This is a genomic window from Aeromonas sp. L_1B5_3, assembly GCF_963866575.1.
Classification (GTDB): domain Bacteria; phylum Pseudomonadota; class Gammaproteobacteria; order Enterobacterales; family Aeromonadaceae; genus Aeromonas; species Aeromonas jandaei.
In genome coordinates this window covers 133511-156594 of sequence record NZ_CAWMDN010000095.1, presented here as the reverse complement: position 1 = coordinate 156594, position 23084 = coordinate 133511, and the positions used below count along the sequence as shown (strand labels likewise).

The window sequence follows — 23084 nt, the reverse complement described above, 5'->3', positions numbered from 1 at the left end:
CAAAAGGGGGTTTTCCTCTATAATGCCAGCCCTTTTGTTTTTCAATTTCTTGTGACCCATGCCTATCTACGAATATCGTTGCGACGTCTGTGGCCATGAATTGGCAAAACTGCAAAAGCTTTCCGATGCCCCCCTGACCGACTGTCCGGCCTGTAGCAAGCCGAATCTGGTCAAGCTGATATCGGCGGCAGGCTTCCGGCTCAAGGGAACCGGATGGTACGAGACTGATTTCAAACCGGGTAAGAAAAAGAATCTGGCCAGCTGTGAGACAGACGGTGCTTGCCAGTCGTGCCCGGCGGCCCAAGGTTAACCGTCTCTCTACAATTTCGAAGGAAGAAGTCCATGCGCTCTATCTATTGCGGACAGGTCAATGAGGCCCATGCCGGGCAGACCATTACATTGTGCGGTTGGGTCCATCGTCGTCGTGATCTCGGCGGTCTGATCTTTATCGACATGCGCGATCGCGAAGGGATCGTGCAGGTGTTCTTCGATCCGGACAAACCGGATGCGTTCGCCCTGGCCTCCGAGCTGCGCGGCGAGTTCTGCATCCAGGTGACAGGTGTAGTGCGCACCCGTCCCGAGTCCCAGCGCAACAGCGACATGGCCACCGGTGCCATCGAAGTGTTCGCTCACGAGCTCAACATCATCAACCGTGCCGAGCCGCTGCCGCTGGACTTCAACCAGGTCAACAGCGAAGAGATCAGCCTCAAGTATCGCTACCTGGATCTGCGTCGCCCCGAGATGGCCAAGTACCTGAAGACCCGCGCCAAGGCCAGTGCCTTCGTGCGCCGCTTCATGGACGAGCACGGCTTCCTCGATATCGAGACCCCGATGCTGACCAAGGCCACCCCGGAAGGTGCCCGTGACTATCTGGTGCCGAGCCGCGTGCACAAGGGCAAGTTCTACGCCCTGCCGCAATCTCCCCAGCTGTTCAAGCAGTTGCTGATGATGTCCGGCTTCGACCGTTACTACCAGATCGTCAAGTGCTTCCGTGACGAAGACCTGCGTGCCGACCGCCAGCCGGAATTCACCCAGATCGACGTGGAGACCTCCTTCATGACCGCACCGCAGGTGCGTGAAGTGATGGAAGAGATGATCCGCAAACTGTGGCTGCACATCCTGAACGTGGATCTGGGCGACTTCCCGATCATGACCTTCGACGAAGCCATGCGTCGCTACGGCTCCGACAAGCCGGACCTGCGTCTGCCGATGGAGCTGGTTGATGTGGCCGATCTGCTGACCGCCGTCGAGTTCGCCGTGTTCGCCGGCCCCGCCAACGATCCGAAAGGCCGCGTGGCTGCCCTGAAAGTGCCGGGCGGCGCCGAGCTCTCTCGCAAGCAGATCGACGAGTACACCAAGTTTGTCGGCATCTACGGTGCCAAGGGCCTGGCCTGGATGAAGGTCAACGAAGCGGCCAACGGTATCGAAGGCGTGCAGTCTCCGGTTGCCAAGTTCCTCTCCGACGCCATCGTGCGCGAGATCCTGACCCGTACCGGCGCGGCCGACGGCGACATCATCTTCTTCGGTGCCGACTCCAAGAAAGTGGTTTGCGATGCCATGGGCGCCCTGCGTCTGAAAGTGGGTCGCGATCTGGGTCTGCTGGAAAACAGCTGGAAGCCGCTGTGGGTTATCGACTTCCCGATGTTCGAGGAAGATGGCGAAGGCGGTCTGGCTGCCATGCACCACCCGTTCACCGCGCCGAGCAACATGAGCCCGGCCGAGCTGAAAGCCAATCCGGTGGGTGCTTACGCCAACGCCTACGACATGGTGATCAACGGTTACGAAGTGGGCGGCGGCTCTGTCCGTATCCACAACAGCGAGATGCAGGCCACCGTGTTCGACATCCTGGGTATCACCCCGGCCGAGCAGCGCCTGAAGTTCGGCTTCCTGCTGGATGCCCTGAAGTACGGTACCCCGCCGCACGCCGGTCTGGCCTTCGGTCTGGACCGTCTCAGCATGCTGCTGACCGGCACTGAAAACATTCGGGACGTTATTGCCTTCCCGAAAACCACTGCGGCCGCCTGTCTGATGACCGACGCCCCCAGCCTTGCCAACGCCGCCCAACTGGGCGAGCTGGCGATTGCAACCACCGTCAAGGGTGATGAGTAAGCCCTTCCGGGCACCGGAGGTCGCGTAGCGGCCTCCCTGTTCCCCTTGCGTTAGCAATGACGTGTGTTACTGAAATTTCAAAAATATAACGGAGAGTCTCTATGGCAGGTCACAGTAAATGGGCCAACATCAAACACCGCAAGGCCGCTCAGGATGCCAAGCGTGGCAAGATCTTCACCAAGCTGATCCGCGAAATCACTACCTCCGCGCGTCTGGGTGATGCAGATCCGGCCAACAACCCGCGTCTGCGTGCTGCGGTGACTGCCGCCCTGACCAACAACATGACCCGCGACACCATCAACCGTGCCATTCAGCGTGGCGCCGGTGGTGGCGATGGCGAGCAGCTCGAGACCATCGTATACGAAGGTTACGGTCCGGCTGGCTCTGCCGTCATGGTTGAGTGTCTGACTGATAACCGCAACCGTACCGTAGCCGAAGTGCGTCACGCCTTCAGCAAGTGCGGTGGCAACCTGGGTACCGACGGCTCCGTAGCTTACCTGTTCAGCAAGAAAGGTCTGCTGACCTTCGTGGGCGTAGACGAAGATGCCCTGATGGATGCCGCGCTGGAAGCGGGCGCCGATGACGTGGTGACCGAAGAGGATGGCACCATCGAGGTTTACACCACCCCGAACGACTTCGGTACCGTACTGGACGGTCTGGAAGCTGCCGGCTTCAAGGCCCAGAGCGCCGAAGTGACCATGATCCCCTCCACCGAAGCGGAGCTGGATGCCGAGACCGCGCCCAAGCTGATGCGCCTCATCGACATGCTGGAAGATCTGGACGACGTGCAGGAGGTGTACCACAACGGTTCCATCTCCGACGAAGTGGCAGCGACCCTGTAATCGCTCCCCGCACTTCTTGCAAATGGCAGCCAGATGGCTGCCATTTTTTTATTGTCGCAAAGGTGAAACAGATATCGCCTTATTTGTTTCATCAGTGAAACTGCCGGTAGCCAGCATTCATCTCCACGCCCGGCTATCACACTCCGGCAGGTTCTCCGAATTTCCCCTTTCCTATCCCGATTTCCATTCGCTCTTGTATCAGTGGCTTGCAGATACCTTCGGCTGGACCAGTGTTGTTTACCTGATGGCGAAGAGCGGCAGGGATTGTTCGCGCATTTTGTACCGGCAGCCCAATCCCGAACCAGGGGGCCTGTGGTATGGATGACCTGATGGATGAGAGTGGTAACGGGTTGTCAGGTCGGGGAGGGAGGAGAGTGGGGGAGTACAGGGTGGCACATATAAAAAAGCCCGCGCAGTGCGCGGGCTTTCTATTTCTACTCAGGCGAGATTACTTGGACTTCTTCTTGCCTTCGGCTTTGGCTTCAACCGGGGCAGCAGCTACCGGAGCGGCTTCGGTGAAGGGACGGCCGTAGTAGGAGTCCAGCAGAACCTGCTTCAGCTCGCTGATCAGCGGGTAGCGCGGGTTGGCGCCGGTGCACTGGTCATCGAAGGCTTCGATGGACAGCTGGTCAACCTTGGCCAGGAAGTCAGCCTCGGCAACGCCAGCTTCGCGGATGGAGGCCGGGATACCCAGGGTAGCCTTCAGCTCGTCCAGCCAGGTCAGCAGCTTCTCGATCTTGGCAGCGGTGCGGTCGCCGGCAGCAGTCAGACCCAGGTGGTCAGCGACTTCGGCGTAACGACGACGAGCCTGCGGACGGTCGTACTGGGAGAACGCAGTCTGCTTGGTCGGGTTGTCGTTCGCGTTGTAGCGGATGACGTTGCTGATCAGCAGGGCGTTGGCCAGACCGTGCGGAATGTGGAACTCGGCACCCAGTTTGTGAGCCATGGAGTGGCACACACCCAGGAAGGCGTTGGCGAACGCGATACCGGCGATGGTGGCAGCATTGTGCACCTTCTCACGAGCGATCGGGTCGTTGGCACCGTTCTGGTAGCTGGACGGCAGGTACTCTTTCAGCATTTTCAGGGCTTGCAGCGCCTGACCGTCGGAGTACTCGTTGGCCAGTACGGAAACATAGGCTTCCATGGCGTGAGTCACGGCATCGATACCACCGAAGGCGCACAGAGACTTCGGCATACCCATGACCAGGTTGGCATCAACGATGGCCATGTTCGGGGTCAGCTCGTAGTCAGCCAGCGGATACTTCTGACCAGACACTTCATCGGTTACTACTGCAAACGGAGTGACTTCAGAGCCGGTACCGGAAGTGGTGGTGATACAGACCAGTTCGGCCTTCACGCCCATTTTCGGGAACTTGTAGATACGCTTGCGGATGTCCATGAAGCGCATGGCCAGATCTTCGAACGCAGTGTTCGGGTGCTCGTACATCACCCACATGATCTTGGCAGCATCCATCGGTGAACCACCGCCCAGCGCCAGGATAACGTCCGGTTTGAAGGAGTGGGCCATCTCGGCACCCTTGCGAACCACAGCCAGGGTCGGGTCAGCTTCTACTTCGTAGAACACTTCCACTTCCATATTCTGTGCTTTCAGCAGGCTGACCAGTTCATCGGCGTAGCCGTTGTTGAACAGGAAGCGGTCGGTCACGACCATGGCACGCTTTTTACCTTCCAGGTCGCTCAGAGCGATCGGCAGGGAACCACGACGGAAGTAGATGGATTTCGGAAGTTTGTGCCACAGCATGTTTTCTGCCCGTTTTGCGACTGTCTTCTTGTTGATCAGGTGCTTCGGACCCACGTTTTCGGAGATGGAGTTACCACTCCAGGAGCCGCAACCCAGGGTCAGGGACGGTGCCATTGCGAAGTTGTACAGGTCACCGATACCGCCTTGAGTAGACGGAGTGTTGATCAGGATACGCGCGGTCTTCATCTTGTCGCCGAAGTACTTGATGCGGTCAGCGTTGCGATCCTGGTCGGTGTACAGACCTGAGGTGTGGCCGATACCACCGATGTTGACCATGTCACAGGCCATATCAACGGCGTTTTCGAAGCTGCTTGCACGGAACATACCGAGCAGCGGGGACAATTTCTCGTGAGCAAACTCGTCTTCTGCACACAGCTTGACGCCTTCACCGATCAGGATCTTGGTATCAGCCGGTACAGTCACGCCTGCCATCTCGGCAATCTTGGTCGCCGGCTGGCCAACGATGTTGGCGTTCAGGGCACCGTTGATCAGGATGACTTTACGGACCTTGTCAGCATCTTCTTTGGAGAGCACGTGGCCCTTGTGAGATGCAAAGCGCTCTTTAACCTGGTCGTAGATGGCATCAACAACGATGACCGCCTGCTCGGAAGCACAGACCACGCCGTTATCGAAAGTCTTGGACATCAGGATGGAGGCAACGGCACGCTTCACGTCGGCGGTTTCGTCGATAACGATAGGCACGTTACCGGCACCTACACCGATAGCAGGCTTACCGGAAGAGTAGGCTGCTTTCACCATGCCCGGGCCACCGGTGGCCAGGATCAGGTTGATGTCGTCGTGTTTCATCAGGGCGTTGGAGAGCTCAACGGACGGTTGGTCGATCCAGCCGATGATGTCTTTCGGTGCACCGGCGGCAACAGCTGCATCCAGTACCAGCTTGGCTGCGGTATTGGTGGAGTTCTTGGCACGGGGGTGCGGGGAGAAGATGATGGCGTTGCGGGTCTTGAGCGCGATCATGGATTTGAAGATCGCAGTAGAGGTCGGGTTGGTGGTCGGAACGATACCACAGATGATGCCTACCGGCTCGGCGATGGTGATGGTGCCCATCTGAGTGTCTTCGCTCAGAATGCCGCAGGTCTTCTCTTCTTTGTACTTGTTGTAGATGTATTCGGAGGCGAAGTGGTTCTTGATAACCTTGTCTTCGATGATACCCATACCGGATTCTTCCACGGCCATCTGGGCCAGGGGGATACGGGCGTTGTTGGCGGCCAGGGCGGCGGCACGGAAGATCTTGTCTACCTGCTCTTGAGAGAAGCTGGCGAATTCACGCTGTGCTTCCTTAACGCGGGCGACCAGTGCATCCAGTTCAGCCAAATTGGTTACTGCCATGTTTATCTCCTGATTATTTGAAAACTGTTTAGTAAGACGTTGGCAATGCCCGGCAATTATAGTCGCCCTGTCAAGGCGGTATCGTTGCAACAGCTTTTTCACATGCCTTACTAAATCGCTTTCTGAGTCGATTATAGAGCGGGGCTGACTCAGAAAAACTTGATCTGGATCATGTGTAACAAAAGAACAAAAGAAATTTTATTTCATGATCCATGTTTGATGGATGTTATCGGAATGTGCATCCTGAAGGAAGCAAAGAGGATTGTAAATAGACGGTAATAATCGCTTTGTATCAAATGGTTAAATAAGGTTTAGCCAGCTTGCCGGAGGTGAAACAGGCGCTTCAGGTTATAAAACATGAATGTTGTGGTTACGAAGTCACCATTCAACCTCTCCTTAAACCCCATTTGTTACGAAATTGCATGTTGTTTTAATCCATGACTAATCCAATTGATGGCTGTGACAGCGATCTTTGGAGCATGGCTGCTGGCCGTTCGATGCCATCTTTGCCATCGCAGCCAAGACGATAAGCCAGGATATGGGCACATAGACAAATGTTGGGTGGCAATCGAGCCCTTTTGCGCAAGTTGGCACCGGTTTATGCCACGTTGCGACCATGCATTAGCGAAACTAACTAAAAAACCCTGTAAATGGTGAGATTATTTGATTGGTGCCCGCTCTGGGGATGATGTAAATTTACGCGCGAAATTAATGGACTGGCCCGATGGGCCCTGCACACGTTTGGAAGGCGCCTATGGCAGCAATTGACGTCTCTTTGTATCTGAAGTTTTTTGTCGGTTTGTTCGCAATCATCAACCCCCTAGGTCTGCTGCCGGTTTTTGTCAGCCTGACCAGCCACTACACCCAGGCTGAACGGATGAAGACCAACACCACCGCCAATATCGCGGTGATGATCATCCTGCTGGTCTCCATGTATATGGGGCAGCTGATCCTCGACGGCTTCGGCATCTCGCTGGCATCGTTCCGTATTGCCGGTGGCTCGCTGATTACCCTGATCGCCTGGTCGATGCTGCAGGGCAAGCTGGGCGAGGTGAAGCACAACAAACAGGAGAAGGGCGAACTGGCGGTGCGGGAATCGATCGCCGTGGTTCCGCTGGCGTTGCCATTGATGGCAGGCCCGGGCGCCATCTCCTCGGTCATCGTCTATGCCAGCCAGAGCCACTGGCAGCAGCTGCTCGGCATGTCGGTTGTTGTCGTGGTCTTCTCCTTCTGCTCCTGGCTAATCTTCCGCGCCGCTCCGCTGCTGTTCAAAATCATGGGTAATACCGGTATCAACGTGGTGACCCGTATTATGGGTCTTATCATGATGTCGCTCGGTATCGAGATCATGGTGGCGGGTATCAAGGGTGTCTTCCCCAGCCTGATGTGAGCCAGGTCTGTTTTATGAAAGCCGGTCCTCGTGACCGGCTTTTTATTGGTTGCTTTTTGGACACCGTTTTTTAGAATCGGACGCTTGTTTAAAAAATGAACATGTCGTTGGCATTTTCATTCTGAAAAACAGGCTGACAGCTGGTTTTTTGACCGGAAAGTAATGATTGTCCTGACAATATCTATTGCAATATCGGAATTGGCAGGGAATTATGCTGGGAGCGGGGTCAATGCCCGCCACTTAAATGAACGCATGGAATGTTCTTGTTGGAGTATGGAAATGACTCATAAAAAAACAATTATTAACACATTGCTGATGGCTGCACTGTTTGGTGGCATCAATATGGCACAGGCTGCCGATGTCCCGGCGGGAACCAAGCTGGCTGATGTTCAGCAGCTGGTAAAAGGCAACGGCTCCGAGCCCGCGACCCTTGACCCGCACAAGACCGAAGGAACGGTCGAATCCAATATCCTGCGCGACCTGTTTGAAGGTCTCGTTGCCTCCGGTCCCAAAGGCGAGATCCTGCCTGCGGTAGCCGAATCCTGGGAAACCAAGGACAACAAACACTACATCTTCCATCTGCGTAAAGATGCCAAGTGGTCCAACGGTGATCCGGTCACCGCGCACGACTTCGAATTTGCCTTCAAACGCGCAGTCGATCCGAAAACCGCCTCTCCTTACTCCTGGTATCTGGAGATCCCGACCATCGTCAACGCCTCCGAGATCATTGCCGGCAAGAAACCTGCCGACACTCTGGGCGTGAAAGCGGTGGACGACTACACCTTCGAGGTGCAGCTCGAGAAAGCCATTCCTTACTTTGTCAGCATGCTCTCCCACACCACCACCTACCCAGTACCCAAGAAGGTGATCGAGAAGTTTGGTGACAAGTGGACCCAGCCCGGCAACATGGTATCCAACGGTGCCTATCAGCTGAAGGATTGGGTCGTGAACGAGCGGGTTGATGTGGTGCGCAACCCCAACTACTGGAATAACGCCAAGACCGTGATCGACAAGGTTACTTACCTGCCGATCCAGTCCACCAACTCCGATCTGAACCGCTATCTGGCCGGCGAAGTGGACATGACTTACCAGATGCCCATCGAGCGCTTCAAGCAGATGAAGAAAGAGAAGCCGGATGAGCTGAAGGTGACTGGCTACGTTGGTACCTACTACTACCAGTACAACTTCAAGAAGAAGCCGTTTGATGACGTACGTGTGCGTACTGCACTCTCCTATGCCATCGATCGTAACGTGATCGCCGACAAGGTGATGGGCCAGGGCCAGACTCCGGGTTACACCCTGGTGCCGGACTTTGTGGATGGCTTCAAGCCGGTGGCTCCGGAATGGTCGAAGATGACCCAGGCCGAGCGCGATGCCAAGGCCAAAGAGCTGCTGAAAGAGGCCGGTTTCGATGCCAGCAAGCCGCTGAAGTTCGAGCTGCTCTACAACACCGACGACAACCACAAGAAAGTAGCGGTTGCCGTTGCCTCCATGTGGAAGAAGCTGGGCGTGCAGGTGAGCCTGGTCAACCAGGAGTGGAAAACCTATCTGGAGACCAAGAAGCAGGGTCAGTTTGATGTGGGTCGTGCCGGCTGGATTGCCGACTACAACGAAGCCTCTTCCATGCTGGATCTGATGCAGACCACCCACGGCAACAACGACGGCAAGTACTCCAATCCGGAGTTTGACAAGCTGATGGACTCCTCTCGCGATCAGGTTGATGTGGCTGCCCGAAACAAGCTCTACGTCCAGGCTGAAGAGATTCTGGCCAAGGACATGCCGATTGCTCCCATCTACCAATACGTGACTGCCCGTATGGTGAAACCCTATGTAGGTGGCTACCCGGCCAACCCGCTGGATAACCTCTACAGCAAAGACATGTACATCATCGCTCACTGATTTTCGTTACAAGTCGCATAACAAGCAGGCCCGCCAGACGGCGGGCCTTTATTACAACCGCGACCCTTTGGAAGCAGTACAGGACAGGAATTGTCTATGTTGAAATTCATTTTTAAACGTCTACTGGAAGCGATCCCGACTCTGCTGGTCTTGATCACCGTCTCCTTCTTCATGATGCGTTTCGCCCCGGGTAACCCCTTTAGCAGCGAGCGCTCGCTCCCCCCCGAAGTAATGGCCAACATCGAAGCCAAATATGGCCTCGACAAGCCGATCGGGATGCAATATCTCACCTATCTGGGCAACCTTGTGCAGGGCGATCTCGGTCCCTCCTTCAAGTACAAGGACTTTACCGTCAACGATCTGGTGAGCCAGGCGCTGCCGGTTTCCGCCAAGATCGGTACCTTCGCCTTTATTTTTGCCGTCACGCTGGGGGTCACTTTCGGCACCATAGCGGCGCTGAAACAGAACTCGATCATCGACTATTTGTTGATGTCGTCGGCCATGGCCGGGGTGGTGATCCCGGGCTTTGTGCTGGCGCCCTTGTTGGTGCTTATCTTCAGTATCCATCTTGGCTGGTTGCCGGCTGGTGGCTGGCAGGGTGGTGGCGTGCAGTTTATGGTGCTGCCGGTGTTTGGCATGATGATGTACTACATCTCCGCCATCTCGCGGATCATGCGGGGCAGCATGATCGAGACCATGAACTCCAACTTTATCCGTACCGCCCGTGCCAAGGGGCTGCCGCTGCGCCACATCATCCTGAAGCATGCGCTGCGTCCGGCCATGCTGCCGGTGGTCTCCTATCTTGGCCCGGCCTTTGTCGGCATCATCACCGGTTCCGTAGTGATCGAAACCATCTTCGGTCTGCCGGGGATCGGTCAGCTGTTCGTCAACGGTGCCCTTAACCGTGATTACTCCATGGTGCTCGGCCTGACCATTCTGGTCGGTGCCCTCACCATCACCTTTAACGCTGTGGTCGATATTCTCTACGCCTTTATCGATCCCAAGATCCGTTACTAATTCGGGAGTGCATCATGGTTGTTTCAACAGAAAAACGCGAAGCCGTCGAGGCATTCGCGCAGAAAGTGGAAGTGGTGGAGGGGCGCTCCCTGTGGAAGGATGCCCGTCGCCGTTTCCTGCGCAACAAGGCGGCGCTCACCAGCCTGATCATCCTGACCATCATCGGTCTGGCGGTCATTGTCGGGCCGCATCTCTCCCAGTACACCTTTGACGATCCCGACTGGGGCGCCATGCAGAGTGCGCCGGACATCGAAGCGGGTCACTACTTCGGTACCGACAGTCTGGGCCGCGATCTCTTTGTGCGTACCCTCTTGGGTGGCCGGATCTCCCTGATGGTCGGCATCATGGGGGCCATGGTGGCGGTCATCATCGGTACTCTCTATGGCGCCGCCTCCGGTTTTATCGGCGGTCGGGTCGACAGCCTGATGATGCGGGTACTGGAGATCCTCAACGCCTTCCCCTTCATGTTCTTCGTCATCATGCTGGTCACCTTCTTTGGCCGCAATCTGGCGCTCATCTTTATCGCCATCGGGGCGGTAAGCTGGCTCGACATGGCGCGGATCGTGCGCGGCCAGACCCTGAGCCTCAAGAGCAAGGAGTTCATCGAGGCGGCCCACGTCTGCGGCGTCTCCAAGTGGAAGATCATCACCCGTCACATCGTACCCAACGTACTGGGGATTGTGGCGGTCTACGCCACCCTGCTGGTGCCCGGGATGATCATGTTCGAATCCTTCCTGAGCTTCCTTGGTCTGGGCGTACAAGAGCCTATGACCAGCTGGGGTGCTCTGCTGGATGAAGGCTCCAAGTCGATGGAAGTGGCCATCTGGCAACTCCTGTTCCCCGCCGGTTTTATGGTGGTGACCCTGTTCTGTTTCAACTTCCTCGGGGATGGTCTGCGTGACGCCCTCGATCCGAAGGATCGCTAATCAAGGCGGCAAGTGGCTGCCAGCAAGAGTGCGGCCACCCATCGCTGACAGCGAATCGGATCGACAGGAAAACGTCACGAAAGATCGATAAGGAGTTTTTATGAAATTACTGGATGTAAAAGATCTGCGGGTCGAGTTCAAGACCCCGGACGGCAATGTGGTGGCGGTCAACGACCTCAACTTTTCTCTCTCTGCCGGTGAAACCCTGGGGATCGTCGGCGAGTCCGGCTCCGGCAAATCCCAGACCGCGTTTGCCATCATGGGCTTGCTGGCCAAGAACGGCGTGATCACCGGTTCCGCCAAATTTCAGGGCGAAGAGATCCTCAACCTCCCCGAGTCCAAGCTCAACAAGATCCGCTCCGAGAAGATCGCCATGATCTTCCAGGACCCCATGACCTCGCTTAACCCCTACATGAAGGTGCAGGATCAGCTGATGGAAGTGCTGATGCTGCACAAGGGGATGAACAAGGCGGCGGCGTTCGAGGAGTCGGTGCGGATGCTGGATGCGGTGAAAATCCCTGAAGCGCGCAAGCGGATGGGGATGTATCCTCACGAGTTCTCCGGCGGTATGCGCCAGCGGGTGATGATCGCCATGGCACTGCTCTGCCGGCCGCAACTGCTGATCGCCGATGAGCCGACCACCGCGCTCGACGTGACCGTACAGGCCCAGATCATGACCCTGATGAACGAGCTAAAGCGCGAGTTCAACACCGCCATCATCATGATCACCCATGACCTTGGCGTGGTCGCCGGTATCTGCAACAAGGTGCTGGTGATGTACGCCGGTCGTACCATGGAGTACGGCAAGGTGGACGATATCTTCTATCGCCCGAGCCACCCCTATACCGAAGGTTTGCTGCGCGCTATTCCCCGTCTCGATACCGAAGGGGAAGTGCTGCCCACCATCCCGGGCAATCCGCCCAACCTGCTGCGTCTGCCCACCGGCTGCCCCTTCCAGGAGCGTTGCCACCGGGTGAGCGAGATTTGCGGCCAGCAGTCGCCAATCCTGACGCCGTTCAATGACGGCCGGGAGCGCGCCTGCCACTGGGTATCGGATGCCATGAACAAGGGGGCCAACTAAATGGGTGCCGAGAAGAAATTGCTGTTGGAAGTGTCTGACCTCAAGGTGCACTTCAGTATCAAGAGTGGCAAGGCCTGGCCATGGGCCAAGCCATCCGATTTGAAGGCGGTCGATGGTGTTACTCTGCGCCTCTACGAAGGGGAAACCCTCGGGGTGGTGGGTGAGTCCGGTTGCGGCAAATCTACCTTTGCCCGCGCCATCATCGGTCTGGTGCCGGCGACGGCGGGCAAGGTGGTGTGGCTGGGGGATGATCTTACCAAGCTCGACCAGAATGCCCTGCGCGAGAAGCGCAAAGAGATCCAGATGATTTTCCAGGATCCGCTGGCCTCTCTGAACCCGCGCATGACCATCGGCGATATCATTGCCGAGCCGCTCATCACCTTCTATCCCAACCTGCCACGGGAAGAGGTGAAGGAGAAGGTGCGCGCCATGATGAGCAAGGTGGGGCTCTTGCCCAACCTGGTCAACCGCTACCCGCACGAGTTTTCTGGCGGCCAGTGCCAGCGGATCGGTATCGCCCGGGCGCTGATCCTCGAGCCCAAGATGATCATCTGCGATGAGCCGGTGTCGGCGCTCGACGTCTCTATTCAGGCGCAGGTGGTCAACCTGCTCAAGTCGCTGCAAAAGGAGATGGGGCTGTCGCTTATCTTCATCGCCCACGACCTGTCGGTGGTCAAACATATCTCCGATCGGGTGCTGGTGATGTATCTGGGCAATGCCGTTGAGCTGGGGACCCGCAAGGAGATCTTCGCCAATCCGCTGCACCCTTACACCAAGGCGCTGATGTCGGCGGTGCCGATCCCGGATCCTGAGCTGGAGCGCAATAAGGTGATTCAGATCCTGGAAGGGGATTTGCCATCGCCGATGAACCCGCCGTCAGGCTGCGTGTTCCGCACCCGCTGTCCGGTGGCTGGCCCCGAGTGTGCCAAGACCCGCCCTGTGTTGGAGGGCAACTTCGATCACGCGGTCTCCTGCCTCAAGGTTGATCCGCTCTGATTGCGCTGGTCGCAATGCAAATAACGGGGCGCTCATACAGCGCCCCGTTTTTTTGCGTTAAGGGTGAAGATGCCTCTTGGCGTTATCTTTTACCGCTGTTAATATCCGCGCAACAAGGGGAGTAACTTCTCGCCGGTTTGTCGTCATTACGGTGCACCCATTTCCTGCAGTGCACCCGGCAGCTGGGCAGTCGATGAAAATGGGCTGTAAGTGAGACCTTGCCGAGAGGCAAGGTGTATCTGCTCCAAACGCAAACCCACGCCTCTCGGTCGTGGGTTTTGTCGTTTTTGGGAGAAGTGAATATGGGTGAATGGTGGATGTGGACCGGTTTCTTCAGCATAGTGCTGGTCCTGTTATGGATTGACATACGCTTTGTCGGTGGTGGCAAATCCCACAAGGTGTCGCTCAAAGAGGCAGGCATCTGGTCCCTTATCTGGGTCAGCGTGGCGCTGCTCTTCAATCTGGCTATCTGGCTCTGGCTGGATCACAGCGCAGGTCGTGAAATTGCCAACCAGAAGGGGCTGGAGTTCCTCACCGGCTACCTCATCGAGAAGGCGCTGGCGGTGGACAACGTCTTCGTCTGGCTGATGCTGTTCGGTTACTTTGCCATTCCGGCCGAGCTGCAGCGCCGGGTGCTGCTCTACGGGGTACTGGGTGCCATCGTGATGCGGGCCGGCATGGTGTTTGCGGGTAGCTGGCTTATCGAGCAGTTCCACTGGATCCTCTACCTGTTCGGCGCTTTCTTGCTGCTGACCGGTGCCAAGATGTTGTGGGCGGCCGACAAGGAGCCGGATCTGGCCAACAACCCGCTGCTGGGCTGGATGCGCCGTCGCTTCAAGGTGACGGAGACGCTGGAGGGGGAGAACTTCTTCGTCTGGCGTGACGGTGTGCGCTATGCCACCCCGTTGCTGCTGATCCTGGTGCTGGTAGAGGTGAGCGACCTTATCTTTGCGGTAGACAGCATCCCGGCCATCTTCGCGGTGACCACGGATCCCTTTATCGTGCTGACCTCCAACATCTTCGCCATCATGGGTCTGCGAGCCATGTACTTCCTGCTGGCGGGCGTGGCCGAGCGTTTTGCCCTGCTCAAATACGGCCTGGCGCTGATCCTGATGTTTATCGGGGTCAAGATGCTGCTGCTGGATATCTTCAAGATCCCGACCGGCATCGCATTGGGCGTGGTCGCGCTGATCCTGCTGGCTTCCATGGGGTTGAGCCTCTGGGTGACCCGCAAGAAAACGGCATAATTGGCAAACAAGCAAAAGGGCTCCCGCGGGAGCCCTTTTTTATGGCAAAGACTGGCTTAGCGCTTGATCTTCTTGGGGTTGGTGTAGCCCCAGATGGTGTACATGTCCGCCAGCAGGGCGCCGTTGTACTCCTCCAGATCGGCCTGTTTCACTTCAGCGTCACCCTGACGGCCAAACAGCACCACCTCGTCACCGGGTTTCACCCCTTTCAGGTCGGTCACGTCCACCATGATGGTGTTCATGGAGGTCTTGCCGACCACCGGCACCTTCTGGCCCTGGATCAGCACATAGGCCTTGTTGCTCAGGGAGCGGCGATAACCGTCGGAGTAACCGAGCGGCAGGTTGGCGAGCCAGGAGTCGCGCTTGAGGGTAAAGGTGCGGTCATAACCGACGGTGTTGCCAGCCGGGTAGTGGTTGACGGAGGCAACCTGGGTCTTGAACGCCATTACCCGCTTGTACTCGGTGTAGGAGGGGATGGAGTCACCATAGAGCAGGCCACCCGGGCGCACCATGTCGAAGTAGGCGTCCGGCACTTCAAGTGTTGCGAAGGAGTTGGCGGCGTGGATGGTGATCTTGCTGCGATCCAGTTTGCCTGCTTCCAGCAGCCACTGGGAGTCCAGCTTGAACTGGGCCAGCCCCATCTTGACGTCCTCTTTCTCCTCCACCGGGAAGTGGGTCATGATGCCGACCGGGGTGATCCCCTTGAGCTTGAGCATGGCCAGCGCATCCTGCTTGGAGTCGGCCAGCCGCAGATCGATGCCGTTGCGGCTCATGCCGGCGGAGTTGAGCGCGATATGCACCGGAATGGTGGTGTGGTGGCGCTGGGCGATATCGGCGATGCCCTGAGCACTCACCAGACTGCCGATGAGCTCCTCCATCTTGTAGGGCAGGGCCTGCTCCACTTCGTCCGGGGTGGCGGCACGTACCCGCATCAGACGGCCGGTGAAGCCCTTCTCGCGGGCGACACGAGCTTCTTCATTGCTGGCGATACCGATGCAGGGGATACCCGCTTTCACTACCGAGGGAACCAGCAGATCGATACCGTGGCCGTAAGCATCCGCCTTCATGATGGCGCAGATCTTCGGGCCTTTGTCACCGAGGCGATCCTTGAGGGTCTGGATATTGTGCTCGAAGGCGCCGAGATCGACTTCCAGCCAGGCATTGCTTGCGGTCTGGACTTCGCCGTTGCGGTGATCGCTGGCCAGCGGCAGGTAGGGGGCAGCAACCGCTTGCCCGGCCAGCAGGCCGAGGATCAGGGTGGCCAGCAGTGTTTTCTTGTGCATGGTGGTTCCTTTTTGTTGTTCGCGTGAGGATAGTGTGGGTCGAGTTGGTCACATTGGCTGTAGCTCAACGTCAACTTGTTGTTATTATTATGATCTTTGTCACTCTCGGCAGACTTGGACAAGCGATTGAGTCTACCGCAGGCGTGGTTGTTCCGACACTTTTCAGGGGAAAAAAATGGTCAATCTGGAGTTGCGCCTGCCACCGCCACTGGTGTTTGTCTGTTGTGCCGCCGCCATGTGGTGGGTCAGGGGAGAGACACCCCCTGGAATGGGGATGTGGGGCCTCATCGCCCTTCTGTTTGCTGCGGGAGCCATCATGGGCTTTGGCGCCCTGTTTCGCTTCAGGCATCACAAGACCACCGTCAGTCCCACCCGGCCGCATGAAACCCGTCATCTGGTTACCGGCGGTGTCTATCGCATCAGCCGCAATCCCATGTATCTGGGGCTGTTCTGCTGGCTGGCCGCCTGGGGCTGCTATCTCGGGGGAGTCTGGGTCTGGGCTGGCCCGGCACTGCTGGCGCTCTGGTTGACCCGTTTCCAGATCATGCCGGAGGAGCGGCTGCTCCGTGCCCGGTTCGGCGAAGAGTATGCTCGCTATTGCCAGCAGGTGCGGCGCTGGTGTTAAGGCGGTGAGTAGATCGGGGAGGGATTGCCGGCGCAGCGGAAGCGTTGCCGGCAGATAAACGGGGTTAGAAATGGTCGCCTTTCTCGTCCTTGGTTGGTTCGAGGCTCCAGCCGGTGGCATCGCTGCTGCTGGCGATCTGGCCCTTCTCCTTCCATAGCTTGATCTTGAGGCGCAGGTTGTTGGCCGAGTCGGCGTTCTTCACCGCCTCCTCCTCATCGATCACTCCCTCCACCACCAGATCGAACAGGGCGCTGTCAAAGGTGACCATACCGAGGGCCTTGGATTTCTCCATCACCTCCTTGAGGCCGCCAAACTCGCCGCGCTTGATCATGTCGCGGATGGTGTGGGTGCCCAGCATGATCTCTACCGCGGCCCGGCGCCCGCCATCGGTGGTCTTCACCAGCCGCTGGGAGACAAACGCCTTGAGGTTGTTGCCAAGGTCGTTGAGCAACTGGGGACGGCGCTCTTCAGGGAAGAAGTTGATGATGCGGTCCAGCGCCTGGTTGGCGTTGTTGGCGTGCAGGGTGGAGATGGCGAGGTGGCCGGTTTCGGAGAAGGCCAGTGCATGCTCCATGGTCTCGCGGTCGCGAATTTCCCCGATGAGGATGACGTCCGGTGCCTGACGCAGGGTGTTTTTCAGGGCTGCGTGGAAGCTGCGGGTATCCACGCCCACTTCCCGCTGATTGATGATGCTCTTGCGGTGGCGATGAACGAACTCCACCGGATCTTCGATGGTGATGATGTGGCCGCCGCTGTTGCGGTTGCGATGGTCGATAAGCGCCGCCAGCGAGGTCGATTTACCCGAGCCGGTACCGCCAACGAATAGCACCAGTCCGCGCTTCTCCATGATGGTGTCGAGTAGCACGGGGGGCAGTTTCAGATCTTCGAAGCGGGGGATCTCGGTCTTGATGTTGCGCGCTACCAGCGACACTTCGTTGCGCTGCTTGAAGATGTTGATCCGGAAACGGCCGATCTGCGGCAGCGAGATGGCGAGGTTCATCTCCAGCTCCCGCTCGAACTGCTCCTTTTGCTCCTTGTCCATGATGGCCTCGGCAATGGCCGCCACATCGCCCGGGTTGAGCGGTGTCTCATTCAGGGGGCGCAGTACCCCGTTGAATTTGGCGCAGGGGGGGGCGCCGGTCGACAGATAGAGGTCGGAGCCATCCTGTTTGGCCAGGGTCTGTAACATGTCTCGCAATTCCATGGTTTTGCCTCGTCTATCAAGCAGATGCCATTACTTCGAATGTCCTTGAGTGTACAGCCTCAGGCGCCGGTCAGTTTCTCGCGGAAGACAAAAAAGACGGCGCCCAGAATACAGAGCCCTGCCCACAGGTAGTCCCATTTCAGATCTTCTTTCAGATAGAAGATGGAGAAGGGGACGAACACGGTGAGGGTGATCACCTCCTGCAGGATCTTGAGCTGCCCCACGGAGAGCACGGTATGGCCGATGCGGTTGGCGGGCACCTGCAGCAGGTATTCGAACAGGGCGATGCCCCAGCTCACCAGGGCGGCGATGATCCAGGGTTTGTGATCCATGCTCTTGAGGTGGGCGTACCAGGCGAAGGTCATGAAGACGTTGCTGCACAGCAGCAGACCGATACTGGTGAAAATCGGGTTCATTGGGTTCTCCTCGCAAATTCGGCGCATTTTATCCCTGAACCGATAGTTTTCATACGCGGTGGGGCAGGGTATTTTTAAGCAATCAGGATGAGCCGTGCGAGGTTGGTGCGGAATGGGCAAGTTATACAGGATTGTGCTGTTACTGTTGTTTGCCGCGGGGTGGGTCAATGCGATGCCGACGCTGACGGTCGCGACCGATGTCTGGCCCCCCTTTCGCATTTTGCAGCCAGATGGACAGCTGCAGGGGATCGATATCGAGATCCTGCACCGGCTGGAGCAGGAGAGCGGCATCCGGCTGCAGGTGAAACGGATGCCCTGGGGGCGAGCGCTCAAGCAGATGCAGACCGGACAGGTCGATCTGATGATTGGGCTGGCCCATACCCCGGAGCGGGCACAATTTATCGATTACCTGCAACCGGCCTACTATCAGTGCTGGCCCGCCTTCTATGGCAAGCGCGAGCAGGTGGCCCGGCTCGATCAATACAGTCACCTGCTGGGCGTCAAGGTGGGATTCGTGCTCAACTCCGCCTACTTTGAACCGTTCGACAGCGACATCCGGCTCGACAAGCACGGGGTCGCTACCGAGGATCAGCTGCTGCGGATGGTGCAGCGCGGCCACCTGCCGCTGATGATTGGCACTGACTGTCAGGTCGATTACGCCCTGAGCCGCGAACCGGCCCTTGCCCTGGCCAAAGCCCCTTACCGGCCAGCCCGTCCCATCACCCTGTATCTCGGAATGAGCAAACGCTCACCCTATCAGGATCTCAAGTTGCCGCTGGCGCAGGCGCTGCAAACGCTGGTGGTAAACGGCGAGATCCAGCAAATCGCCAGACCCTATCAGCCTTGACCTCGGGTGGCACGGCGCTGTTATCATTCCCCTTCTCGATTCTCCTTCGCGGCCAGAGTGGCCAGCCGGGGGAGAAACCCTCTTTCGTTGCGGGGAACCTGCTTGTATCTCTCACTTGTTGCGCGTCAGCAGCGCTGGCAGCGGCGCTGGCTGCTTGGCCTCTTGCTGCTGACCCTGCTGCTTTTTCTCTTCTCCCTCGCCTGGGGTGAATTTGTGCTGCTGCCCTGGCAGCCGCTGGGGGAACTTGAGCAGCGCATTCTGCTGGAGCTGCGTCTGCCGCGTGCCCTGCTGGCCTTGCTGGCAGGGGCGGCTCTCGCCTGTGGCGGCGCCGTGTTGCAGGTGATGCTGCACAACCCGGTGGCCGAACCCGGTCTGCTTGGCGTGTCTAGTGGAGCCGGACTGGCCGCCATGGTGGCGATGGCGGTGGCCAAGGCGCTTGGCGTCTATCTGCCCGGCTGGGGGCTGTCGCTGGCGGCCTTTGGTGGCGCCCTGCTGGTGACCATGCTGCTCATTCGGCTGGCGCGGCGCGCCCGGCTGGGCCATGCCAGATTGCTGCTGTTTGGTGTCGCCATCGGCATTCTCACCAATGCCGCCATGACCTGGCTGCTCTATTTTGCCGACGACAGTTCGCTGCGCGAGTTCATGTTCTGGATGATGGGCAGCCTCTCCTATGGCAGCCAGCAGCTTGGCTGGTGGTGGCTGCTGTTGCCGCTCACCCTGCTCTGGCTCTGCCGCCAGGGCAAGGTGCTGCAACAGTTGTTGCTGGGGGAGACCCAGGCCCGCCTGATGGGGCTGGATGTGGACAAGATGCGGGTGCGGCTGGTGCTGGCGGTCTGCCTGCTCACCGGACTGGCGGTATCCCTGTGCGGCGTCATCGGTTTTGTCGGGCTGGTGGTTCCCCATCTGCTGCGGCTCTGTGGCGGCAGCGATCAGCGCTTTTTGCTGCCCGCCTCGGCGCTGGGCGGCGGGGCCCTGCTGCTGGCAGCCGATCTGGTGGCACGCTCCGCCTTGAATGCCGGCGAGCTGCCCATCGGCGTCATCACCGCCTCGGTCGGTGCGCCGCTCTTTATCTATCTGCTGCTGAGACAAGATGCCCATGCCACCTCGTGATGAACTGCGGCCAAGCCTTCCCCTGCTGGCCGCGCAGGGGCTCACCGTCGCCGACCGGCTCGCCCCCCTCGATATCGGCTGGCAGGGCGGCCAGCTGGTGGCTTTGCTCGGCCCCAACGGCAGTGGCAAATCGACCCTGCTTGGCGCCCTGGCCGGCATCTTGCCGGCTGGCGGGAGTGTGCAGATCGATGGCGAGCCGGTCGGGGAGCTGAGCTGGCCGGAGCTGGCGCAGCGGCGCGCCATGTTGCCCCAGCGCCAGCCCCAGCTGTTTCATATTCCGGTGTTTCAGGTGCTTAGTCTGGGGCTCGCCGAGACCACCTCGGCCAGCAGGCAGAACGAGGCGATCACCGCCTTGTGTCAGGCGCTGGAGCTGGATGGCTTGCTGGCCCGGGATTTCAGCAGGTTGTCGGGGGGCGAGCAGCAGCGGGTGCTGATTGCCCGCACTCTGTTGCAGGTGTGGCCGAGCCTCAATCCGGCAGGCAAGGTGCTGCTGCTGGACGAGCCGCTGGCAGGGCTCGACCTGCATCATCAGCTTGCCCTATTGCGGCTGCTGAAAACCCTGGCCGGGCAGGGTTTGCTGGTGGTGCTCGCCATCCACGATATCAATCTGGCCATCGACTGGGCCGACCGCATTCTCTGCCTGCAACAGGGCACCGTGGTGCGCGAGGGGGGCGTCGAGCTGGTGGATGAGGCGCTGCTGGAGCAGGTGTTCCAGATCCGCACCGACCGCATCGAAGCGGCAGGGCGGGTCTGGTTTATGCCCACGCTGTGAGTGACGCAGGCGCCGACAAGGGCGCCTCTGCATGTGCTCTCTGTTTGCCTGTATTCCCTGTTGCCGGGGCTCCCAGCTTCACGATTTCCACCTTGTGCCGGTTGCCAATTTATCCCCTTGAGCGGAAGTTGCTCTCTACCGGAATACTGCGACCAATCGGGAGCAGCCTGCGTGGTCAATGGCTCTGTATAAGTAAAAGTTTGGTCATGTAGGGAAAATCCATAAATTAAATTTATACCCATCATATTGGCAGTGAGTCGGCCGTTTGCAGGCGGTGGCGGGCCCTGTGAGCGGGTTGCCCGATCTGACGAGTGGGATTGCGCGAACGGATAAGGGTGGCCAGGCAAAAAAAAGGGCCGGATATCACGTATATCCGGCCCTTTGTGTATCTCGGGTAACGCGGGTTAGCGCGCCAGCTTGCTCAGGCGTACCTGCGCCGCTTCTGCCAGCATGGTCAGCAGGGTTTCGGTGTCGTTCCATGCAAGATAGACAGGCATCGGTGATGCTTTGGCCAAAGCGTGATACCGCAGCTGTTACCGCAGTTTTGCTTTGTCCAACCGAACCTGCGCTGCCTCGGCCAGCATGGTCAGCAAGGTTTCGGTGTCGTTCCATGACAGGCAGGCATCAGTGATGCTCTGGCCGAAGGTGGCCGCGCAGCCGTTCTCCACATCCTGCCGCCCTTCCACCAGGAAGCTCTCGGCCATGATGCCGGCGATGCCGGTGCGGCCGCGGCGCAGCTGATCGCAGATGTCTTGCGCCACCAGCAGCTGGCGACGGTGATCCTTCATGCTGTTGCCGTGGCTGAAGTCGACCACCAGCCGCTCCGGTAGGCCCACATCGGCCAGCGCTTCGCACGCTTCGTCGATACTGGCGGTGTCGTAGTTGGGGCGGTGGCCGCCACGCAGGATCACATGACCAAAGGGGTTGCCGGCGGTGCGGTAGATGGTCATCTTGCCGTCCTTGTCCGGGGAGTAAAAGATGTGGCTGTGGCGGGCGGCGCGCACCGCATCGATGGCGATGCGGGTGTTGCCGTCGGTGCCGTTCTTGAAGCCGACCGGGCAGGAGAGGGCTGAGGCCATCTCGCGGTGTACCTGGGATTCGGTGGTACGCGCGCCGATGGCGCCCCAGGTGATGAGGTCGGCAATGTACTGGCCGGTCACCATGTCGAGGAACTCGGTAGCGGTGGGCATGCCGAGCTCATTGATATCGACCAGCAGCTTGCGCGCCAGTTTCAGCCCTTCGTTGACATCGAAGCTGCCATCGAGGCGCGGATCGTTGATGAGCCCTTTCCAGCCGACGATGGTGCGCGGCTTCTCGAAATAGGTGCGCATCACGATGCAGAGGCTCTCTTTATACTGCTCGCGCAGGGCGTTGAGGCGCTGGGCATATTCGCGGGCGGCCGCAGGATCGTGGATGGAGCAGGGGCCGACAATGACCAGCAGGCGCTGATCTTCTCCGGCCAGAATGGCCTCCACTTCGCGACGGGCATCCAGCAGATTCTGGGCAACGGTGTCGGTGATCGGAAACGCGTGGGCAAGCTCGCTCGGAGTGATCAGTGACTCCAGGCGACGGGTGCGCAATTCATCTGTGTGAATGGACATACAACTCAAGTCTCGAGTGGGTGGTGTCAGCCGCAGGGGGCGAAAATGCAAAGGGATAAAATAAAGCAAAAGTCCACCGATTGAAACCTTGGGGGGCTCTGATAGGATGTGAAGCCAAAATCGATTCCAAATGAGGTAGATAGCGTGGCAAAGCCAGGGGCAACCGGGGTCACCCGCATCATCAATGCAGCCGGTTACAGCATGAAAGGACTCAGGTCAGCCTGGATCAACGAGGCCGCGTTTCGGCAGGAGCTTATGCTGATCCTGCTGTTGATGCCGCTGGCCTTCTGGATTGGCGACTCCCTCAACCAGATCCTGCTGCTCATCATCATCAGCTGGCTGGTGGTGATCGTCGAGGTACTCAACTCCGCCGTCGAGGCGGTGGTCGATCGCATCGGCCCCGAGCATCATGAGCTCTCCGGCCGTGCCAAGGATTTGGGCTCTGCTGCCGTCTTTATCGCGCTGGCCCTCAATGCGCTGGTGTGGGGGGCGCTGGTAGGCCGCAATCTGTTGGGATTGTGGTAGAGCACATATCTTGCCCCCTTCTCCCACGAGGGGAAAAGGGGGAAAGGAGCAACGGCTCGGACGTGCGTTGAGCATCGCATCA

General features: G+C 58.5%; 20 protein-coding genes. 15 read left to right on the top strand and 5 right to left on the bottom strand.

Annotated features, from left to right (window positions below; genetic code table 11):
• The first annotated feature begins 58 nt into the window (after positions 1–58).
• The 3 genes from AACR93_RS06350 (at position 59) to AACR93_RS06340 (ending at position 2951) form a co-directional block, all read left to right on the top strand.
• Positions 59–310, top strand: a complete 252-nt coding sequence (locus AACR93_RS06350; RefSeq protein WP_005337686.1) for an FmdB family zinc ribbon protein — start codon at positions 59–61, stop codon at positions 308–310.
• Between the two features lie 32 nt (positions 311–342).
• On the top strand, positions 343–2109 hold the full coding sequence (gene aspS, locus AACR93_RS06345) for an aspartate--tRNA ligase (protein WP_043849500.1): 1767 nt from the start codon (positions 343–345) through the stop codon (positions 2107–2109).
• 101 nt (positions 2110–2210) lie between these two features.
• Entirely contained in the window at positions 2211–2951 is a 741-nt protein-coding gene (locus AACR93_RS06340) for a YebC/PmpR family DNA-binding transcriptional regulator (protein ID WP_005337681.1), read from the top strand.
• A gap of 448 nt (positions 2952–3399) precedes the next feature.
• Here AACR93_RS06340 and adhE read toward each other — a convergent pair whose 3' ends face one another.
• Positions 3400–6063 (bottom strand): bifunctional acetaldehyde-CoA/alcohol dehydrogenase, encoded by a 2664-nt coding sequence (adhE, locus tag AACR93_RS06335; protein WP_043849499.1) that lies wholly within the window; start codon positions 6061–6063, stop codon positions 3400–3402.
• Positions 6064–6817: 754 nt separating this feature from the next.
• Between adhE and AACR93_RS06330 the strand changes: the two genes are divergently transcribed.
• The 7 genes from AACR93_RS06330 (at position 6818) to AACR93_RS06300 (ending at position 14619) form a co-directional block, all read left to right on the top strand.
• On the top strand, positions 6818–7453 hold the full coding sequence (locus tag AACR93_RS06330; protein WP_033114327.1) for a YchE family NAAT transporter: 636 nt from the start codon (positions 6818–6820) through the stop codon (positions 7451–7453).
• 279 nt (positions 7454–7732) lie between these two features.
• Positions 7733–9352, top strand: coding sequence for an ABC transporter substrate-binding protein (locus tag AACR93_RS06325; RefSeq protein WP_041208575.1), 1620 nt, complete (start codon positions 7733–7735; stop codon positions 9350–9352).
• A gap of 96 nt (positions 9353–9448) precedes the next feature.
• Positions 9449–10369: an oligopeptide ABC transporter permease OppB gene (gene oppB, locus AACR93_RS06320; protein ID WP_041208574.1), complete on the top strand. Its 921-nt coding sequence runs from the start codon at positions 9449–9451 to the stop codon at positions 10367–10369.
• Between the two features lie 14 nt (positions 10370–10383).
• Entirely contained in the window at positions 10384–11295 is a 912-nt protein-coding gene (gene oppC / locus AACR93_RS06315; RefSeq protein ID WP_041208573.1) for an oligopeptide ABC transporter permease OppC, read from the top strand.
• Between the two features lie 100 nt (positions 11296–11395).
• A complete protein-coding gene (locus tag AACR93_RS06310) occupies positions 11396–12376 on the top strand; it encodes an ABC transporter ATP-binding protein (protein WP_041208572.1) in 981 nt (326 codons plus the stop codon).
• Positions 12377–13372 (top strand): murein tripeptide/oligopeptide ABC transporter ATP binding protein OppF, encoded by a 996-nt coding sequence (gene oppF, locus AACR93_RS06305; RefSeq protein ID WP_033114332.1) that lies wholly within the window; start codon positions 12377–12379, stop codon positions 13370–13372.
• 302 nt (positions 13373–13674) lie between these two features.
• Positions 13675–14619, top strand: a complete 945-nt coding sequence (locus tag AACR93_RS06300) for a TerC family protein (RefSeq protein ID WP_041208571.1) — start codon at positions 13675–13677, stop codon at positions 14617–14619.
• A gap of 56 nt (positions 14620–14675) precedes the next feature.
• Here the strand turns inward: AACR93_RS06300 and alr are convergent, their stop codons facing one another.
• Positions 14676–15902, bottom strand: coding sequence for an alanine racemase (gene alr / locus AACR93_RS06295; protein WP_043849498.1), 1227 nt, complete (start codon positions 15900–15902; stop codon positions 14676–14678).
• Positions 15903–16077: 175 nt separating this feature from the next.
• Here alr and AACR93_RS06290 point away from each other — a divergent pair, with 175 nt between their 5' ends.
• Positions 16078–16527, top strand: a complete 450-nt coding sequence (locus AACR93_RS06290; protein ID WP_043849497.1) for a methyltransferase family protein — start codon at positions 16078–16080, stop codon at positions 16525–16527.
• Positions 16528–16591: 64 nt separating this feature from the next.
• On the opposite strand, the gene tapW is transcribed toward AACR93_RS06290, so the two are convergent.
• On the bottom strand, positions 16592–17731 hold the full coding sequence (gene tapW, locus AACR93_RS06285) for a type IVa pilus ATPase TapW (RefSeq protein ID WP_041208567.1): 1140 nt from the start codon (positions 17729–17731) through the stop codon (positions 16592–16594).
• 59 nt (positions 17732–17790) lie between these two features.
• Positions 17791–18147, bottom strand: coding sequence for a DMT family protein (locus AACR93_RS06280; protein ID WP_043849496.1), 357 nt, complete (start codon positions 18145–18147; stop codon positions 17791–17793).
• Between the two features lie 112 nt (positions 18148–18259).
• Between AACR93_RS06280 and AACR93_RS06275 the strand changes: the two genes are divergently transcribed.
• The 3 genes from AACR93_RS06275 to AACR93_RS06265 all read left to right on the top strand — a co-directional run bounded on the left by AACR93_RS06275 (position 18260) and on the right by AACR93_RS06265 (position 20876).
• Positions 18260–18994 (top strand): substrate-binding periplasmic protein, encoded by a 735-nt coding sequence (locus AACR93_RS06275; protein WP_043849495.1) that lies wholly within the window; start codon positions 18260–18262, stop codon positions 18992–18994.
• 102 nt (positions 18995–19096) lie between these two features.
• A complete protein-coding gene (btuC, locus tag AACR93_RS06270; protein ID WP_043849494.1) occupies positions 19097–20104 on the top strand; it encodes a vitamin B12 ABC transporter permease BtuC in 1008 nt (335 codons plus the stop codon).
• Positions 20091–20876 (top strand): ATP-binding cassette domain-containing protein, encoded by a 786-nt coding sequence (locus AACR93_RS06265; RefSeq protein WP_043849493.1) that lies wholly within the window; start codon positions 20091–20093, stop codon positions 20874–20876. The genes btuC and AACR93_RS06265 overlap by 14 nt, the downstream gene beginning before the upstream one ends.
• Before the next feature lie 533 nt (positions 20877–21409).
• Here the strand turns inward: AACR93_RS06265 and AACR93_RS06260 are convergent.
• Positions 21410–22477: a 3-deoxy-7-phosphoheptulonate synthase gene (locus AACR93_RS06260; RefSeq protein ID WP_043849492.1), complete on the bottom strand. Its 1068-nt coding sequence runs from the start codon at positions 22475–22477 to the stop codon at positions 21410–21412.
• 144 nt (positions 22478–22621) lie between these two features.
• Between AACR93_RS06260 and AACR93_RS06255 the strand changes: the two genes are divergently transcribed.
• The gene (locus AACR93_RS06255) at positions 22622–23002 is read left to right on the top strand and encodes a diacylglycerol kinase (RefSeq protein ID WP_033114340.1); all 381 of its coding nucleotides are present in this window, start codon (positions 22622–22624) and stop codon (positions 23000–23002) included.
• Positions 23003–23084 lie beyond the last annotated feature (82 nt).